The organism is Sphingorhabdus sp. M41 (assembly GCF_001586275.1).
Lineage (GTDB): Bacteria > Pseudomonadota > Alphaproteobacteria > Sphingomonadales > Sphingomonadaceae > Parasphingorhabdus.
Map to the genome: position 1 here is coordinate 2,556,346 of NZ_CP014545.1, position 17,387 is coordinate 2,573,732.

A 17,387-nucleotide genomic window follows, 5' to 3' on the forward strand; every position below is an offset into this window, starting at 1 on the left:
GAATAGGGTGCTTTCCTATACGATCTTGCGCCATCCCTGATTTGGTTGACTTGAAACTCCAAAAGTCTAAGTCAAATCCAACCCGTTGATGGCTGGTTTCCCAGCCTTCACCGGCCGCAACTTTGACAAATTTTGAGATGACCAGAGCCCATGACCGAGATGATCAAGATCACCCTTCCCGACGGTAGCACGCGTGAAGTGGCCATGGGCACTACCCCCGCACAGATTGCCGCCGACATCGGGCCCGGCCTTGCCAAGGCTGCACTGGCCGCAAAGATCGACGGCGAGCTGCGCGATATCATGCGCCCGCTGGAAGAAGATACCGAGCTGGCCCTGGTCACCTCCCGCGACGAGGAAGACGCGCTGGAACTGGCGCGGCACGACTATGCCCATATATTGGCAGAGGCAGTGCAGAATATTTTCCCCGGCACGCAAATCACCTTTGGCCCGTCGACCGACGACGGCTTCTATTATGACTTCGCCCCCGCCGGTGATCCGTTCACCGACGAGGATCTGCCGAAAATCGAAGAGGAAATGCGCCGCATCATCGCCGCCGACAAGCCGCTGCGCCGGGAAGTCTGGGAACGCGACGACCTGATCGCCCGCTGGCAGAAAGACGGCGAGACGTTCAAGGCCGAATGGGCTGCCGAACTGCCCGAGGGCGACGAGATCACCGTCTACTGGTCCGGCGACGACTGGATGGACATGTGCCGCGGACCGCATCTCGCCTCGACCGGCAAGCTCGATCCGAAAGCGTTCAAGCTGATGCGCGTGTCCGGCGCCTATTGGCGCGGCGACCAGCGCAATCCGCAGCTGTCGCGCATCTACGGCACCGGCTGGCTCAACAAGAAACAGCTGGGCGCCCATCTGCTGAGACTCGAAGAAGCGGCCAAGCGCGACCACCGCAAGCTCGGCCAGGAAATGGATCTCTATCACATCCAGTCCGAAGCGCAGGGCAGTATCTTCTGGCATCCCAAGGGCTATGTGATCTGGCAGGCGCTGGAGCAATATATGCGCCGCCGCCAGATCGAGGCCGGTTATGAAGAAGTGAAGACGCCACAGCTGATGGACGTGCGGCAATGGGAGCAGTCCGGCCACTGGGGCAAATATAGCGAAAATATGTTCGCTGTCCCCGACGAGGTTCCCGATGCCGAAAGCGAAGGACCGGTGGTCACCGGCACCGCCGACATGATGGCGATCAAGCCGATGAACTGCCCGGCCCATGTTCTGGTCTTTCGTCAGGGGATCAAGAGCTACCGCGACCTGCCGATCCGCATGGCCGAATTCGGCTGCTGCCACCGCAACGAGCCGCATGGCGCGCTGCACGGGCTGATGCGCGTTCGCCAATTCACGCAGGACGACGCGCATATCTTCTGCACCAGGGAGCAGCTGATCGAGGAAGTCGGCCTGTTCTGCGACATGCTCGACCGCTGCTACCGCGATCTCGGCTTCGAAAATTACGCGATCAAGCTGGCGCTGCGGCCCGAAAAACGCATTGGCAGCGACGAAATGTGGGACTGGTCCGAACAGTCGCTACGCGACGCAGTCATTGCGACCGGACGCGATACCGAAGAATATGGCTGGGAAGAATTGCCCGGCGAAGGTGCTTTTTACGCGCCCAAGCTCGAATTCCACCTGACCGACGCGATTGGCCGGACCTGGCAGGTCGGCACGATTCAGACCGACACCGTGCTGCCAGAGCGGCTCGACGCGACCTATGTCGGCGAGGATGGCGAACGGCATCAGCCAATCATGCTCCACCGCGCGATTCTCGGATCATTCGAACGGTTTATCGGCATATTGATCGAACATTATGCCGGCAAGCTGCCGCTCTGGCTGGCGCCGACCCAGGCCGTCGTCGCCACCATCGTGACCGACGCCAATCCCTATGCGGAGCAGGTTGTTGCAAAACTGAAAGCCGCCGGCATCCGCGTCGAAGCCGATCTGCGCAACGAGAAGATCAACTATAAGGTGCGCGAACATTCAGTTGGAAAAGTGCCCAATATTCTGGTGGTTGGCATGCGCGAAGCCGAAGAAGGCAAGGTTGCGCTGCGCCGTCTTGGCCAGAAGGAGCAGGAGTTTCTGACCCTCGACGAGGTTGTTATGATGCTGAAGGAAGAGGCGCTGGCGCCGGACTTGAAATCGGCTGCAAAATGACCATATGAACAGGGAAGCTGTGGCATTCTCACCACAATTCTGATGGCTAATATGTCTTTCGCCATCAAGAAGGCTTTATTCGTATAAACTTTGCGGCTAATGAGCCAGCATAGACAACCACTCAGGAGTATTTAACATAGCTGCACCACCTCGTCGCCCCACGCCGCCTGTAAAAGGCGGCCCGCGCTTCAATGATCTGATCAATTCCGACACCGTAAGGGTTATCGACGACAAGGGCGAAAACCTTGGCGTGATGAACACGAGGGAAGCGATCGAACGAGCAGCAGAAGTTGGCCTTGACCTGGTCGAGGTTTCTCCGAACGCGCAGCCTCCGGTTGCGAAATATCTCGATGTCGGCAAATTCAAATATGAGGCCCAGAAAAAGGCCAATGCCGCACGCAAGACGCAGAAGGTTCAGGACGTCAAGGAAATCAAGATGCGTCCGAATATCGACGATCATGATTATGACGTCAAAATGCGCAATGTGAACAAGTTCATCGACAATGGCGACAAGGTGAAGGTCACCCTTCGCTTCCGCGGTCGTGAAATGTCGCACCAGCAACTCGGCATGGCATTGCTCGTCCGGGTGCAAAACGACATGAAAGAGACTGCCAAGGTCGAGGCCTATCCGAAACTGGAAGGCCGACAGATGCTGATGGTGCTCAGCCCCAAATAATCATTCAGGCCCCCGGAGACGGGGGCCTTTTTTTTGATCCGCGGCTATTGGCCGATCAGTCCGGTTGACTGCGAGCAAACCACAGCATGGCGATCCCCACGATCAGGGCCGCACCTGCGATCACAATTTCAAATTCATGGTTTACCATTTTATCCTCTGTGCTTGCCCTCATATAACAGGGCGAAGCTAACAGCGAGTTAAACGGCCCGCGTCTCAGGATACGGGACTGGCCCGATAGTGAGTCGGAAAATGCCGCTTCAGATTGGCAATCTTCGGCTTGTCCCAACGGACAATATAACCCTGGTTCGGATTATTCTGGATGAAATCCTGATGATAAGCCTCGGCAGTGTAGAAGCTTTTATAGGCTTCGACCCGGGTCACGATCGGCCGTTTCCAGTAGCCGCCCTTTTCAAGCTGCGCGATATAAGCGCGAGCCGCTTTGGCTTGCCCGGCGTTCATCGGCACCAGCGCGCTGCGATATTGTTTGCCACGATCCGGACCCTGCGCGTTGAGCATCGTCGGGTCGGCTATGACCGAGAAGAAAATCTGCATCAACTGGCCATAGCTGATCTTGCTGGGGTCATAGACCACCCGCACAGCCTCGGCGTGATCGGTCAGGCCAGCACTGACTAGCTTGTACGAAGCACTGCGCTTGCTGCCACCATGATAGCCGGAAGACGCGCTGATAACGCCCTTGGTATGTTCGAACACAGCTTCCACGCCCCAGAAACAACCACCGGCGAAAATCGCTACCGCTCGTTTTCCGGTCTCCCCTGCCCTGACACGCGGCATCGGGATGATCGTGGCTTTCTCGGCAGCATGGGCCTCCGCGACAAATGCCGGCGGATTGTCCAGATCATCGGGCAGCGCGCTCTGCACACCCGCCCAGACCACGGCGACACAGGCCAGGCTGACGCCAAATGCGATTGTTCGGGAGAGGATCGGCCCCACCGGAACCTAGCTCGCTATCTGCGCAGCAACGCTGACCGTGGACGACAGGTCTTGACCGATGTCGGACTGCTCTGCGGGCTGCATGAAGAATAATAGCAATGCACCAGCGACAAAGCCGCCGCCGAGGCTATAGGTCAAATCGGATTTGAAAAATTTCATCATCGTCGGTTCCTTGGGGGTCATCTGACAATTCGAGTCGTCCCGCCTGTTGGTTACAGCAATTAATATAATAATCCTGTCGCCGCTGTGAACCTGATCACAAGGTCATATTCAGTTTGCCAGCGAGAAGATTTTCTATCGGGAGGGGTGTTTGTTGAGCCTACGGGTGCCGGGCGGGAGGGGGCCCTTTGTCTCACGGCAGTTCGCTGCGCTCACGCCTCCGACGGGGCGTTTTGATCAAACCTCAAGCGCCGGGCGGGCGCATCCGCGCCCTCGGCTTTCGCGCCACAAGGCGCGGCGGCCGGTCGGCCTTGCCTCGGCTGCGCCTCGGTTAGAGACCAGCTAAAATTGGGAACGCGGAACCGAGCATAGCGAGGCAAGCGCGACCGCGCGTCGGGCGTTAGCCCGCCCCGTCGGAGGCGTGAGCGCAGCGAACTGCCGCGAGACAAGGAAAATGCGCCCGCCCGGCGCTTGAGGTCTAAGTTAACGCAACGCAGGCGCGCTGAATCCGCGTGCAGGCCTCGGTCAAAATCTCTTCCGATGTCGCATAGCTGATGCGGAAGGCCGGCGAGAGACCGAAAGCCGCGCCATGCACCGCTGCGACCTGTGCCTCGTCGAGGAAATAGGTGATCAGATCCTCGTCGGTCTTGATAACCGCGCCCTTTGGCGTGGTCTTGCCGATCAGGCCGCTGGCATCAGGATAGACGTAGAAGGCCCCGTCCGGCGTCGGGCATTCGAGGCCCGGCGTATCATTCAGCATCGACACCACCAGATCACGGCGGCGTTCGAAGGCGGCGTTGCGCTCGACCAGAAAATCCTGCGGGCCGTTGAGCGCGGCCACTGCGGCGGCCTGCGAAATCGAACAGGCGTTGGTGGTCGATTGCGATTGCAGCTTGCGCATCGCGTTGATCAGCCAGACCGGACCACCGGCAAAACCGATGCGCCAGCCGGTCATCGAGAAAGCCTTGGAACAGCCGTTGACCGTCAGCGTGCGATCATAAAGATCGGGGCAGACTTCGGCGATGGTCGAAAAGGGAAAATCGGCATACCAGATATGTTCGTACATATCGTCAGTCATCACCATCACATTCTCGTGCGGCAGGATCACTTCGCCCAGTGCCTTCAGTTCCTCGGCGCTATAGGCGGCGCCGGTCGGATTGGACGGCGAGTTCAGGATCAGCCATTTGGTCTTCGGCGTGATCGCCGCTTCCAGTTGCTCCGGGGTGATCTTGTATCCCTGATCCGCGCCGGCCTCTACGATCACCGGCGTGCCACCGGTAAAATTGACGATATCGGGATAGCTGACCCAATAAGGCGCCGGGATGATCACTTCGTCGCCTTCGTCCAGAGTCGCCACCAGCGCGTTGAACAGGGTGTGCTTGCCACCGCTGTTCACGGTGATCTGGTTGGTCGCATAGGTCAGGTGATTGTCGCGCAGGAATTTGCCGGCGATCGCCTCTTTCAGCTCCATCGTGCCATCGACGACGGTATATTTGGTTTCGCCTTCGCGGATTGCCTTGATCGCCGCTTCCTTGATGAAATCGGGCGTGTCGAAATCCGGCTCGCCAGCGGACAGGCCGATAATATCAATACCCTGCGCTTTCAATTCGGATACACGGCCGGTCATGGCCATGGTGGCAGAGGGTTGGATACGTCCGAGAGCTTTGGATATCATGGTCATGGGAAGTCCTGTCGCAAGGAATAAGCGTGACTGCCTAATATCATTGTTGCTGCACTGCAACAGGGAGAATCAGTCAGGCCCGCTTTTTAACAAATTCGGCTCGCAGCACGAGACCCTTGATCCCGTCGTGCCTGCAATCGATCTCCTGCGCATCGCCCGTCAGGCGGATAGACTTGATCAGCGTCCCGCGCTTCAGCGTCTGTCCAGCGCCCTTGACCTTGAGGTCCTTGATCAATGTGACAGCATCGCCGTCCGCCAGCACATTGCCAACCGCATCGACAACTTCCGGACCCGCCGACTGGACAGCAGCATCTTCGGGACTCAGCCACTCGCCAGTCTCTTCATCATAAACATAATCGCCAGCCGCATCGCTCATCACAAGGATTCCAGCGCTTGGGCCATATCGGCGATGATATCGTCGATATGCTCGATCCCGACCGACACCCGCACTACGTCCGGACCGGCACCCGCGGCGACCAGTTCGTCTCCGGACAACTGGCTGTGCGTGGTCGAGGCGGGATGGATGATCAGCGAGCGCGTGTCGCCGATATTGGCGAGATGGCTGAACAGCTTGACCGCCGAGACCAGCTTGGTGCCCGCTTCATATCCATCCTTCAGGCCGAATGTAAACACCGCGCCGCCACGGCCATCGAGATATTTCTTCGCCAGCGCATGATATTCGCTGTCGGGCAGCCCGGCATAGGAAACCCAGCTGACCTCATCGCGCGTTGTCAGCCACTGCGCCAGGGTCAGGGCATTTTCGCAATGGCGATCCATGCGCAGCGCCAGCGTTTCCATGCCGGTCAATATGTAAAAGGCGTTCTGCGGTGCCAGCGCCGGTCCGAGATCGCGCAATGACAATGCGCGCGCCGCCAGAATGAAGGCCATCTCGCCAAAGGCATCGGTAAAGACCTTGCCGTGATAAGATGGATTCGGCTGGTTCAGGAAGGCGTATTTCGGGCTCCTGGTCCAGTCGAACTTGCCGCTGTCGATGATCAGGCCCGCAAGGCTGTTGCCATGACCACCGAGAAATTTGGTGCCGCTCTCGACAACAATATCCGCGCCATGTTTGATCGGGCGGCAAAGCATCGGCGAGGCCATCGTATTGTCGACCACCAGCGGAATACCGGCTGCATGGGCGATATCGGCAATCGCCGCGATATCCTGCACCACGCCGCCGGGATTGGCGAGGCTCTCGATAAACACGCAGCGCGTGTCATCGGTGATCGCGCCTTTGACCTCGTCCATATTGTCGGCGTCAACAAAGGTGACATTCCAGCCGAATTTCTTCACCGAATGGGCCAGCTGGTTGAGCGAGCCGCCGTAGAGTTTCTTGGCGGCAACAATATGCGCGCCCGGGTCCATCAGCACATGAAAGACGATCAACTGCGCCGCATGGCCCGAAGCCACTGCCAGCGCGCCAACCCCGCCCTCCATAGCCGCGATCTTGCCTTCCAGCGCGCCGTTGGTCGGGTTCATGATGCGGGTATAGATATTGCCGAACGCATCGAGATTGAACAGATCGGCGGCATGATCGACATCATCGAAAACATAGGAGGCCGTCTGGTAGATCGGCGTGATCCTGGCATTGGTCGTCGGATCCGGCTCGGTGCCGGCGTGGACGGCCATGGTTTCGAGGTTGTGGGTCATGATACATCCTTGTTGGAAGAATAAGCCGCGTGCCTAATATCAATGCGCCTTCACCGCAACCTGGCATGTGACAGGGTAGCACCAGTTGGATCATTCCGGGGCAGAATCCTGTCGGCGCCGTCCCGCGCACCACAATATCTCCCGAATTTTCCCGATTATTTTGAAACTTTATCCGCTCTGCGCGTTGGTTGGATGAAACAGAAAAAGGAAACCGACCATGAGCAACAAAGATATGAACCAGACAAGCGACCACGACGATATCCGCGAAGAATTTTGGGAATCCGTCGCCGACAGCCCTTTCGTGATGATCGGCCTCGACGGCGATCGTCAGCATAGCATCCCGATGCGCGCACAGCTCGACAAGGATGCCAACAGCGCGATCTGGTTCTACACCTCGCGCGACAACCGGCTGGCCAAAGGCGGCCCGGCGATGATGCAATTTGTCTCCAAGGGCCATGATCTCTTCGCCTGCGTCTCGGGCAATCTGACCGAGGAAACCGACCCGGCGATCATCGACAAGCACTGGAGCAAGCCGGTCGAAGCCTGGTATGAACAGGGCCGGCAGGACCCGAGCCTGCTGATGCTGCGCCTCGACCTCGCCGACGCGGAAATCTGGGAAGCCGATCCCGGCGTCGTCGGCATGTTCAAGATGATGACCGGCATGACGATGAACGGCGATGAAATGGGCGACCATGCGAAGGTCCCGCTGTAAGGCGCGGCCGGTAACGTTGCTGTTGATAGAGTAAAAAAGGAGCAGGCCATGCCCGCACAATCCAAAGCCCAGCAACGCGCCGCCGGCGCGGCGCTGTCCGCCAGGCGCGGCGAGACCAAGGTCGGCGACCTCAAGGGCGCGTCGAAGGACATGTATGACAGCATGAGCGAAAAGGAGCTGGAAGATTATGCCGGCACCGATCACGACGGCCTGCCCGAGAAGGTTGACGGCGACGACTAGCCGCCTCTGCCGGGCCTGAACCGGCCACATCCACCAGGAACAAAAAAGCCGGGCGAAATCACTTTCGCCCGGCTTCTTGCATTTAGCCTAACGGCTTGTCGCTGCTTACCAGTAAGGCGTCACCGTCCAATATTCATAGACGCTGGCCTGATAGTCGCGGTCATAGGGGCGATCCGGCTCGCTGCCGCCAAAGCGCGGCGCGTCCATCAGCTGCTCCTTAGTCACGTCAATGCAATAGCCGCCGAGGTCGGTGTCATAATCGAGTTTCGACCACGGGATGCTGTGCTTCTCGTCGCCAATGCCAAGGAAGCCGCCCGCAGAAATAATCACGTCGGTGACATTCCCGCCGCGCTTGTCGATCAGCAGCTTGTCGACCTTGCCGATCTTCTCCTTGTCCGCGCCATAGACAGCGGTGCCGTCGACGCGGTCGCTGCCGATCACGCTGTGGTTTTTCTCGTCCTGTAACATCATTTTTTTCTCCTCTAGCTTTCAGGGCCCTTTGTCAGGGATAGCCCCACGGCGGCCCGTAGAAAGGGGGAAGGCCAATGCCCTGTGGCTACAAGGAATCTACGGACGCGCGCGCGGATTGTTCCGGATATTTTCGGAAATTTTTTGAGGGTGGGGAGAAGCCCAAGGATGCTGCACCTGCTTGCTTAATTTGCTTGGCCTACCCAAACTGTCATCCCAGCGTAGGCTGGGATCCAAACCAATCAGCGGTGTGCGAAAACTAGAGCGGTTTAGGTCCCAGCCTACGCTGGGACGACGATCTTAACAGCCGAGAGCAACGCCCTCAACGTCCCCCACCGATCAACCCGACAAACCGGTTCTCTCCCACCCGCAAGCCGGTAATATTCGCGCTCTTGCCTTCAATCATAGCCAGCCGCTCACCGGCCTCCATCTCGATCAGGTCGAACACCGCCGGATGGACATAGCTCTTGCGGCAAATCGCCGGCGTGTTGCGCAGGGTCGCGGCGGCGGCTTCGCAGGCCTGCTTGATCGTCGGGTTTTCCTCGGAAGCGATCGCGTCCATCGCGGCAACACTGCCGTGCCAGGTGCGGAACATCTTGGCGCTGAGGCTGTCCATGCCCGACGCTTCCTTCAGCCAGTCGTTGACGTCGCCGCTGTCGAGCGGATGCACCGCGTCGTCGCTGCCGACATATTGGAACAGTCGCTTGCCGGGCAGATCGTCGATCTGCTCCAATATCTTCTGCAGCCGCGTGTCCCGCAGGCTGCAGCTCACTTTCTTCCCGCCCTTGGCGCGATAGCGCAGGCGCATCAGATCTTCGCCATAGGTCACATTGCGATTGTCGAGCGTGGTCGCCCCCTTACTCATCTTGGATGTCCCGCCAACCCGGATCGCGGTCCGGTCAATCAGCCGGACCAGCGCCGCAATCGCCACATCCTTGCTCAGCACATCGGCCGCCCCCTCGGGCCTGAGCAGTTCATTCACCTTGCGCCGGATCCGCGGCAGCGTCGTCGCAAATTCGGAAAGCGACTCAAATTTCTGCTGATCGCGATAGACGCGCCACTGGTCATGATAGCGATATTGCTTGCGCGTCGCCGCATCGAAACCGGTCGCCTGAATATGGCCATTGGCCTTCACGCAAATCCACACGTCGGTATAAGCGGGCGGCACGCCCAGCTTCCTGATCCGCGCCAGTTCGACGCTGCATTTCAGCGGGCTCCTGTCGGGCAGCAGATATTGAAACCCCCGCCCCCGCCGCACCCGCGAGATGCCGGGCTCATCGTCGCTGGTATAGACCAGGCTGGGGATACGGAGTGAAGAATCATGGATCATGAGCGAAAAACTCTGGCCGCGATATTCGGTTCCCGGAGGGATGGTGAATTATCGACATCCAGATCCGGCTTCGCGGTGCGAAATCGAGGCGGGTCAGGCCGCCCGCCGCACCGCTCAATAAACCCAGTTCAGCACAATCAGATAAACCGCCGACAGCACAATCCAGGTCCCGTCCAGCGTCTTGAGCTTTCTCGCGCCCAGCCACAGCGCGATCGGACGGGCCAGAAAGCCGCCCAGCACCGCACCCGGCCCTGCCAGCAGCACGATCTCCCACGATATTGTCCCGATCTGAATATGCCAGATGCTGCCCACCAGCACGCTAACCGATGAAATGACGCAGGCGGTGCCGGTGCACAGCAGCACCGGATAGTGGCGGATGAACAAATAGAGCGCGACCAGCTCGCCGATGCCGACCGAGAAGAGCGCGGTGAGCGCGCCGCCGGGGATCGCGATGAGCAGCAGGACCACTATGTCGACCTTCTCCAGCCGCGCGCGTTCCGGCCGGTTGTGATTGATCGTCCAGGTGGTGATGATCAGCGCGAGGCCGAGAAAAATGGAAAAAATCTTGTAGCCAAGCAGGACAAGATGCCCGTCGACCATGGTCAGCCGCTGCATCGCCAGCATCGCCGGCAGTGACACAGCGAGCACGGCCCCGATGACCATGGCAAAATCGCGCGGCCGGACCCGGACATAGCCCGCGCCAGCCGCGCCAGCGACCGCCGCAACCGGCTGGTGCAGCAGGCGATCGGTCCAGCGCAGCCCGCCCATGGTCATGCCGAAACATTGAATGGCCATCGACGCGGCGGTAACCCGCAGCGGATCGAGCGCCATGACCCCGTGCTCGCGCAGCCCGTTGAACACCGGCACAAACACCACCCCGCCCCCGGTCCCCGACGTATTGGCAATCACCGCCGCCAGCGCCCCGATGCCGGGCAGAAACCAGAGCTGACCCAGCAGAGCGGGATCATAAGAGGCAAACAGCAAGATGCCGGCATAAAGCGCGAGCAGGACGGCAGCGCCCCAGATTACGAGACGGCCTTGCGCCGGTGCTGTGAATCGACGGGGGGGATTGGTCATGATTTTCCGTTGGCCAAAGGCGGGGTGCGATGCAAGAGGTAATCGGGTGGGGGTGGAGAGGTTTCCCGATTAGGAACAGTGGGTTGTGGGGTTTTTGGGGACGGGCTTTCCCGTTATTTTTCTGGGGGACTGCAAGCCGGTGACAGCGCGCCATCAAAATCCGGCCCTTCACCTACTCTCATTCATTAGACTCGCACACCAACAAAACCGTCATCCCGGCGAAGGCCGGGATCCAGACCACATTTCCGTTTGCGAAGTACGCCGGGTTAGGTTGTTCGACTTAAGAACGCACTCGTGAAGATGTCAAAACCTCTGACATGCGCCAGAGTGACTGGATAATGGAGAGAGGTTGAAATTGCGTGCAGTGTCGCTGTAATCCTTCCTTATCGATAACAATATTGTTGTAACTCTTTAGTTCTGGACTAATGTCCCTATACATCAATGGAGATCGTTCCCTGCCTGAATTTACGTCAGATGATTTAGAGGGCGTCCTGTCGGGCGATCCAGATGAGCTTGACGTTCATTTGGTTGCAATTGACCAAGATATTGAAATCGACGGGTTGGCAATCAAAATTCACTGCCATTGCTTAACGGTGGACGGGAATAGCCGCATCCGCGTCGAACGTTTGATAGAATTCATGCGCCACGCAATTGTCGACTATGCGATTCCAAAAAGTAAACTCAAAGAAGCGCAAGAGAGGGACGCAAAGTACAATTCTGGAAGCGCGGTAGCTGCGCTTCATCATCAAGCAATGGGCACATTTACAGACTTGAATAATACCGGAGAAGGTGGAGAAATGCTTCTTTTCCTCCTTGCAGAACGGTTTCTAAAACTACCGCAAGTGCTCTCCAAAATGGATTTAAAGACGGATTCTCGCGTTCATTATCACGGCGCAGATGGTGTCTATGCAGGTGTTGATGACGATGGTCTTTTGAAACTGTATTGGGGTGAATCCAAAGTTTATGGTGGGGCCTCAGACGCTATCCGCGATTGCCTTGCATCTTTGGCCCTTTTCTTGACAGAAACTGATCATGAAGGTTCCTCCAGAGAGCGTGATTTGGTGCTGTTAAGTGACAAAGCTGATCTGAATGACCCAGCACTGACTGCTGCATTTAAAAAGTATTTTGATAAAACGACCGCGCTTTCAAATCGGGTTCAATATTGTGGGGTTGCACTTGTCGGATTTGACGCAGGCTTTTATCCTGCAAACGACACAAAAGCTGTTGCTGAGGAAATTTCTAACGCTGCCAAGGCGGAAATAGAAAACTGGGTCAAACAAATCAGAAATCGAATATCGGTCGAGAAATTAGAAAGATTTCATATTGAATTTTTCTGTGTGCCCATCCCATCGGCAGATGGTTTCCGATCTGCACTATTAAAAGCATTGGGACACCGCTGATGTCGCTGCCAGATTTACAAAATTGGTTGGTCAACGAAGGCATCAACGCTGATTTGATCAAACTCATAAAAATGACTGCCGCTGCTGAGCTAGACAATGTGAATACGGAATTCGACATTGCCGCTGAAACCAACAACGTTGATTGGCAGCAGCTACTACTAGCTAGTAGCATTTTAGCACGTTCAGAGAAACGTGATCAACAAGAAGCCGCGCTGCGCATCGCGACCGCTGCCATGACTCTGGAAACGCCACCTCAGATCCGCGATGCAGCGGCGGTAGTGTTTGAGAAATTATCGAATCGACGTGCAGTACAGCTTGCCGAACAACGAGGATATTTGGAACCAAACCTAGAGGACAGACTGGGAGTATCGATGAGATTAGAGGCATCCCGCCGCGATGCAACACAAGCGATATTGGTTCAATCGGCGGGAGAATGGCTGCCGGTGAATGACTTTCAAAGCGAGTTCTGGGAAAAAGCAGGCCAGAAGGGTAGCTGGCTCTCTGCATCTGCTCCTACAGCGTCCGGCAAGACTTTCCTAGTACTGCAGTGGGTCGTTGATCAAATGCGTGTCGGTCTAGCGCAGATCACAATTTATTTAGCACCAACTCGAGCGCTGGTGACGGAAATTGAAGATAGCTTGCGGGAAATCCTCTCGCAGTCAGATAACATTGAAATAACTTCACTCCCCTTGGCTGATAAATATACTGCCGCGATAAAAGAAGGCCGCAAACTAATTTTTGTTTTCACTCAAGAGAGACTTCATCTTTTAGCAAATATGCTTGAGAATAAATTGACGTTAGACTTGTTAGTGGTGGACGAGGCTCATAAAATCGGAGACCATCAAAGAGGGGTCATTCTACAAGACGCAATAGAAAGAGTTTCAAGAAATAATCTCGAATTGAAGATTGTATTTGTTAGTCCAGCAACTCAGAATCCCGGTGAACTTTTAGACGATGCGCCTGCAAACATCACTCCGCTATCAGTTGATAGCGACAAGCCAATGGTTTTGCAGAACATTATTGTAGCAGAGCAAGTTCCTCGGAAGCCAAAAGAATGGAATCTGACACTTCGGACGGGTCACAAAGAGCATGATATTGGAAGACTTCAACTAGGTAGCTCTCCTGCAGGCTTGCGCAAGCGGTTGGCTTTTATTGCTGCTGCTGCGGGACAAAGAGGCGGCACCTTAGTTTATACTAACGGTGCAGCAGAAGCAGAACAGGTCGCAATGCTGGTGAAACAAGTCTTGCCGAAAGAAAGCGAGATTGACCCAGAATTAGCCGCACTAGCAGACTTGGCCCGAAAAGGAGTTCACCGCAAGTATCAGCTCGCTCCTTTAGTAGAAAGTGGAGTTGCGTTCCACTATGGTAACATGCCATCGTTAATACGGATGGAAATAGAACGCCTATTTAGAATGGGGAAAATTCGATTTCTTGTATGTACTTCGACTCTAATCGAAGGTGTCAATCTTTCGTGTCGTACAATCGTACTTCGTGGTCCACGAAAAGGGCGAGGAAAACCGATGGAACCGCACGACTTCTGGAATCTAGCTGGTCGTGCTGGCCGCTGGGGAAATGAATTCCAAGGTAATATTTTGTGCATAGATCCAATTGACAAAACCGCTTGGCCTAGTGGTGTACCCGCCCGCGCAAGATATCCAATCAAGAGAGAAACGGATTCCGTTCTTGATGATGCAAAAGATATGGTTGATTACCTTGAACGAAGAAAGAATAATCTTATTCAGGACCTCGAAGGCTCCGATAAGTTCGAACAAGTTAGCGCCTATTTGCTGAGTACCTATTTAAGGTTAGGCTCAGTTTCTGAGGCGGCGTTTGCAAAGCGCCATAACGCAACAGAAATCGAAAAATTTGATCAAATTTTGTCTGAACTTGCGTCAACCATTGATCTGTCGGTGGACATCGTTGTTCGTCATCCTGGCATCAGTGCCGTTAGCTTACAAGCTCTGATGAATACTTTCAGAAGATACGAAGGTGACGTCGAAAATTTACTTCCTGCACCAGCCGACAGTATCGATTCATATGATCGCTTCGTGACCATCATGCGCAGGATCAACGCCAATTTATTTCCGGCTTTTCAGCCAGATGGATTGGTTCCTTTGCATTCTCTGATTGTGCTAGAATGGCTCAAAGGGTTTTCGTTGTCTTCAATAATTAAAAAGCGGATAGAATATCAAGAAAACTCAAATAAGACTTACAAATTACCCGTGCTTATTCGCGAGACAATGGAAATAGTCGAGCAAACCGCTAGATTTAAAGCGCCCAAATATATTTCTGCATATGTGGATATACTAAAGATATTTTTAAAAGAGGTTGAGAGAGAAGATCTTATAGATGATGGGATTGATATTGGCGTAGCGTTGGAATTCGGAGTTTCAAGTCTTACATTACTTTCACTTATGGAACTTGGGCTGTCAAGAATGAGTGCTGTTGCTATGTACGAAAAAATTGCTCGAGATGATCTCGACAAAAATGGATGTATTGCTTGGTTTCAAGAATATAATTCACAACTCGAAGGTCTAGAAATCCCTACAATCATCGTAACAGAAATTAGACAAAAAATAGAAAAACTGCAGATTGAGACTTAGATATATCGACAACCGGTTAGGAATTAAAATGCCCAAACAGCCAATTTCTATAGGATCATGCGATTTTGCCAGCAAAGGAGACGCAGTAGATTTTTTTAAAGAAATGCTTAATAGCTATGATCCTGGAGACCGGGTTACAACACGAGATAATGACCTATTATCTGCACTTGTTTTGAGACATCCAGAATCATCCGAAAAAATCGGTAGCGGAATTAAGGACTTTAGCGTTAGATCTGCAGACTTTGGAACGCAGTGCTTTTGGATTAATCGAATAGATGGAACTAGCGAAAAGTTTGCTTTCAGGTCTTGTATTTATACTCCCCGAAATTCGCCTTGAAATTGAACTAAAGTAGCTGATCCATTTTGATACGCTGAATTTACAACGACAGCGCTCTAATCCATCACCTCACCCCCAACCAACCCCCGCACACTATTCCCCACCAGAAACCCGCCCGCCAGATCCGCCGCGCGCAAATCCGCCTCGACCGCCTGCCCGCTCTCCAGCAGTTCCGCCCGCAACACGCCCGGCAACACACCGCGCTCCAACTTCGGCGTCAGCAGCTTGCCGTCGCGCTCGACGAACACGTTCCAGATCGCGCCTTCGGTGACAAAACCCTCGCCATCGACGAAAATCGGGTGGGCGCCCTCGCCCGGGCCGCCCTCTTCCTTGGCGACCTGATAGACCCGCCGGTCGCTGGTCTTGTGGTGCAGGCGGAAGTCCGCCTTGTCGGCCTGCATCGGCACCAGTCGGCATTGGACCGGCCCGTCATGCGGGGCGGGCATCGGCTTCAGTTCGATCGCCAGCGCGCCGGACTGGCCGAGGTGCAGGCGGACCATCGCCGGGCTGTCCTGGTGAAAGGTGATCGCCTGGATCGCGTTGCGGGCGGCGTGGCGGTCGAATTCGAATTGCAGGGTGGCGGCGCTGGTCTTCATCCGTTCGAGATGCGCTTCCAGCCGCTTGATGCCGCTGGCGGGATCAAAGGCCATGGTTTCGATCAGGTCGACTCTATGGCCTCCTTCCGCATTGGCATCCACTTTCGCAAATCTCCCCTTGGCGAGGCATTCCCGCCACTCGTCATCCCCATCCGAGTCCGCCACTATGCCAGAGCCGAGACCGATGGAAAGCGTTTCTTTGCCCGATTTGAGGAAGAAGGTGCGGATCGCGACATTGAAGGCGGCGTCGGAGCGGCCCTGTTCGTCGGGCGCGTCAATGCGGCCGATCGAGCCGCAATAGATGCCGCGCGGGCCAGAACCATTGGGGGGGCCTCTAGCGGCCAGTTCCAGCTCGTCGATAATCTCCATCGCCCGGATTTTCGGGGCGCCGGTTATCGAGCCGCAGGGGAAAATCTGGCGGATTACATCGACCGCGTCGAGGCCGTCCTGCAGCTGCGCGGTGACCGTCGAGGTCATGGTGTGGATGGTCGGATAGGTTTCGACCGCGAACAGCTTCGGTACCTCGACGCTGCCGCGCTGTGCCACCCGCGACAGGTCGTTGCGCAGCAGGTCGACGATCATCAGATTTTCCGCGCGCTGCTTGGGATCGGCGAGCATTTGCGCCTGCACTTTCGCGTCCGCTTCGGGATCGGCGACGCGAGCGGCGGTCCCCTTCATCGGCTTGGCAGTGAGCCGCCCGTCCTTCAGCGCGAAGAAGAGTTCCGGCGAGAAGGACAGCATCCAGTTGTCACCGTCAAACAGCACGCCGCCATAGCCGGCCTGCGCCCGGTCCCGGATCGCGGCATAAAGCGCCAGCGGATGTCCGGAAAAGTCCATTTCTGCGCGAAAAGTGAGGTTTGCCTGATAGATATCGCCGGAATGGATATAATTTTGCACCTTTTCGAACGCCGCGTCATAGGCGGCGCGCGATACCAGGGGCTTGAGCCGCCCCAGCCACGCCCCGTTGCGGTCGGGCAGCGCCTCGGCGACTTCTTCCGGGCTTAATTCCCTGTAATCCTTGAATATTCCAAACCAGGCCAGCGGAGCGGGCAGATTGTCCGGCATTTTGCCCCGCAACCGCTCCTCCAGCCCGAGCCCCGCTTCGTAGGAAAGATAGCCGGCAACATGCTGCCCCGCCTTTCGCGCCCGCGACAGGGCGGCAAAACATGCTTCCAATTCTTCCATTTTATCCGCCCGGACAACCGCCACCGGATCCCGGTAAAGCCGCGCTGGCGCTGGATCAGAGGCCCGCACATCATCGAGCAGGACAAAGGGAATATTTCCATCGAACATCAACCACCCCTAATTGCTTTTGCACCCATTCGTCCATAAGCATGACGAAAGAAAACA

General features: G+C 56.0%; 16 protein-coding genes. 7 read left to right on the top strand and 9 right to left on the bottom strand.

Translation table 11 applies throughout. From position 1 onward, the window contains the following. Positions 1-150: 150 nt before the first annotated feature. Entirely contained in the window at positions 151-2,157 is a 2,007-nt protein-coding gene (gene thrS / locus AZE99_RS12115) for a threonine--tRNA ligase (RefSeq protein WP_067201485.1), read from the top strand. Positions 2,158-2,293: 136 nt separating this feature from the next. Then, complete coding sequence (gene infC, locus AZE99_RS12120; protein ID WP_082788356.1) at positions 2,294-2,833, top strand: translation initiation factor IF-3; 540 nt, start codon at positions 2,294-2,296, stop codon at positions 2,831-2,833. Between the two features lie 213 nt (positions 2,834-3,046). Here the strand turns inward: infC and msrA are convergent, their stop codons facing one another. The 5 genes from msrA to AZE99_RS12140 all read right to left on the bottom strand — a co-directional run bounded on the left by msrA (position 3,047) and on the right by AZE99_RS12140 (position 7,274). Beyond that, complete coding sequence (msrA, locus tag AZE99_RS12125; protein WP_231862604.1) at positions 3,047-3,784, bottom strand: peptide-methionine (S)-S-oxide reductase MsrA; 738 nt, start codon at positions 3,782-3,784, stop codon at positions 3,047-3,049. Positions 3,785-3,790: 6 nt separating this feature from the next. Continuing rightward, entirely contained in the window at positions 3,791-3,946 is a 156-nt protein-coding gene (locus AZE99_RS16160; protein WP_156472245.1) for a hypothetical protein, read from the bottom strand. A gap of 475 nt (positions 3,947-4,421) precedes the next feature. Then, on the bottom strand, positions 4,422-5,624 hold the full coding sequence (locus AZE99_RS12130; RefSeq protein ID WP_067201491.1) for a pyridoxal phosphate-dependent aminotransferase: 1,203 nt from the start codon (positions 5,622-5,624) through the stop codon (positions 4,422-4,424). Between the two features lie 73 nt (positions 5,625-5,697). Continuing rightward, positions 5,698-6,000 carry an alkylphosphonate utilization protein gene (locus tag AZE99_RS12135; RefSeq protein ID WP_067201494.1) on the bottom strand — a complete coding sequence of 101 codons (303 nt, stop codon included), beginning with the start codon at positions 5,998-6,000 and terminating at the stop codon, positions 5,698-5,700. After that, complete coding sequence (locus AZE99_RS12140; protein ID WP_067201497.1) at positions 6,000-7,274, bottom strand: O-acetylhomoserine aminocarboxypropyltransferase; 1,275 nt, start codon at positions 7,272-7,274, stop codon at positions 6,000-6,002. The genes AZE99_RS12135 and AZE99_RS12140 overlap by 1 nt, the downstream gene beginning before the upstream one ends. Before the next feature lie 217 nt (positions 7,275-7,491). On the opposite strand from AZE99_RS12140, the gene AZE99_RS12145 reads away from it, so the two are divergent. Further along, positions 7,492-7,986 carry a pyridoxamine 5'-phosphate oxidase family protein gene (locus AZE99_RS12145; protein WP_231862605.1) on the top strand — a complete coding sequence of 165 codons (495 nt, stop codon included), beginning with the start codon at positions 7,492-7,494 and terminating at the stop codon, positions 7,984-7,986. A 48-nt stretch (positions 7,987-8,034) separates the two neighbouring features. Next, on the top strand, positions 8,035-8,226 hold the full coding sequence (locus AZE99_RS12150; protein WP_067201500.1) for a DUF3008 family protein: 192 nt from the start codon (positions 8,035-8,037) through the stop codon (positions 8,224-8,226). A 105-nt stretch (positions 8,227-8,331) separates the two neighbouring features. Here AZE99_RS12150 and AZE99_RS12155 read toward each other — a convergent pair whose 3' ends face one another. From AZE99_RS12155 to AZE99_RS12165, 3 genes are all read right to left on the bottom strand, one after another. Next, the gene (locus tag AZE99_RS12155) at positions 8,332-8,697 is read right to left on the bottom strand and encodes a PRC-barrel domain-containing protein (RefSeq protein ID WP_067201502.1); all 366 of its coding nucleotides are present in this window, start codon (positions 8,695-8,697) and stop codon (positions 8,332-8,334) included. A 319-nt stretch (positions 8,698-9,016) separates the two neighbouring features. Then, complete coding sequence (locus AZE99_RS12160) at positions 9,017-10,024, bottom strand: DNA topoisomerase IB (protein WP_067201505.1); 1,008 nt, start codon at positions 10,022-10,024, stop codon at positions 9,017-9,019. 114 nt (positions 10,025-10,138) lie between these two features. Further along, entirely contained in the window at positions 10,139-11,101 is a 963-nt protein-coding gene (locus AZE99_RS12165; RefSeq protein WP_067201508.1) for a sulfite exporter TauE/SafE family protein, read from the bottom strand. Positions 11,102-11,526: 425 nt separating this feature from the next. Here AZE99_RS12165 and AZE99_RS12170 point away from each other — a divergent pair, with 425 nt between their 5' ends. The 3 genes from AZE99_RS12170 (at position 11,527) to AZE99_RS16550 (ending at position 15,441) form a co-directional block, all read left to right on the top strand. Continuing rightward, positions 11,527-12,501, top strand: a complete 975-nt coding sequence (locus tag AZE99_RS12170) for a HamA C-terminal domain-containing protein (RefSeq protein ID WP_067201511.1) — start codon at positions 11,527-11,529, stop codon at positions 12,499-12,501. After that, on the top strand, positions 12,501-15,104 hold the full coding sequence (locus AZE99_RS12175; protein WP_067201513.1) for a DEAD/DEAH box helicase: 2,604 nt from the start codon (positions 12,501-12,503) through the stop codon (positions 15,102-15,104). The genes AZE99_RS12170 and AZE99_RS12175 overlap by 1 nt, the downstream gene beginning before the upstream one ends. Positions 15,105-15,207: 103 nt before the next feature. Further along, positions 15,208-15,441 carry a DCL family protein gene (locus tag AZE99_RS16550; protein ID WP_443027821.1) on the top strand — a complete coding sequence of 78 codons (234 nt, stop codon included), beginning with the start codon at positions 15,208-15,210 and terminating at the stop codon, positions 15,439-15,441. A 56-nt stretch (positions 15,442-15,497) separates the two neighbouring features. Here AZE99_RS16550 and pabB read toward each other — a convergent pair whose 3' ends face one another. After that, positions 15,498-17,330, bottom strand: a complete 1,833-nt coding sequence (gene pabB, locus AZE99_RS12180) for an aminodeoxychorismate synthase component I (protein WP_067201516.1) — start codon at positions 17,328-17,330, stop codon at positions 15,498-15,500. Between the last annotated feature and the right edge of the window lie 57 nt (positions 17,331-17,387).